Here is a 990-nt window from a genome sequence, read left to right on the forward strand (position 1 = left end):
TGAGGTGATCTCAGCAAGATCGTAGCGCGACGTGAGCGCGACACGCTCATATCGGACAATCTGCGCGGTGCTGGTGAGAGCGTGGGGTCCCCCGATAGGGAGTTCTCACCACAAGATCGACCCGCAGAGGACCCCACGTGATCGCCTATCCTGCCATGCTCGACGTCCCCCGTGAACTCGTGCGGGAGGTGGCGAAGTTGCTGCGCGCGCAGCGGCGCGTCCTCGGTACCAGGAAGAACTCCAGGGCGCTGACCTGCTGGAAACAGGCGTTGCTGGTGCTGGCGTGGTTCCGCAATCAGGGCGAGATCGCCCTGGTCGGCGCCGGCTTCGGCGTCTCGCGGGCAACGTCGTATCGCTATCGCGACGAAGTGATCGACGTACTCGCAGCGCAGGCACCCGACCTGCATGAGGCCCTCGAACAGGTCGCCACCGAAGGCTGGGCCTACGTCATCGCCGACGGCAAGGTGTTCCGCAGCGACCGCTGCGCCGAGACCACCCAGTCGGCGAAAGGCAAAATGATCAACGCGTGGTATTCGGGCAAACACCACGCCCCCGGCGCGAACGTGCAAGGACTCATCCGCCCCGACGGGCTGCCGATGTGGGTCTCCGACGAGCTCCCCGGCCACCGCCACGACCTGGCGTGCGCCCGCGCCGCCGGCCTGCTCGGCGCCGCGTACTGGGCGGCCTCCCAGCTCGACCTGCCGACCCTGGCCGACTCCGGCTACGACGGCGCCGGCCAGGGCGTCCACACCCCGATCAAGCAGCCCGGCGGCGGGCAGGTCCTCGGCCCGGACAACCAGGCCTACAACAGCCTGCTGCGCTCGACCCGCTGCCTGGGCGAACGCGGCTTCGCCCTGCTCACCGGCCGCTGGCGAGCACTGCGCCGCATCACCGCCAGCCCCCGCAGAATCGGCGCCTACGTCAAAGCAGCGCTCGTCCTCACCCACATCGAACAACTCCAGCTACGCACTTCTTGCTGAGATCACCTCA

Annotated in this window: 1 protein-coding gene; it reads left to right on the forward strand. The window is 68.1% G+C overall.

Annotated elements, in window-relative coordinates; translation table 11 throughout:
- The first annotated feature begins 137 nt into the window (after positions 1 to 137).
- Positions 138 to 980, forward strand: a complete 843-nt coding sequence (locus KME75_RS41920) for a transposase family protein (protein ID WP_219420601.1) — start codon at positions 138 to 140, stop codon at positions 978 to 980.
- The last annotated feature ends 10 nt before the right edge of the window (positions 981 to 990 follow it).

This window comes from Pseudonocardia nigra (genome assembly GCF_019396355.1).
GTDB lineage: Bacteria > Actinomycetota > Actinomycetes > Mycobacteriales > Pseudonocardiaceae > Pseudonocardia > Pseudonocardia nigra.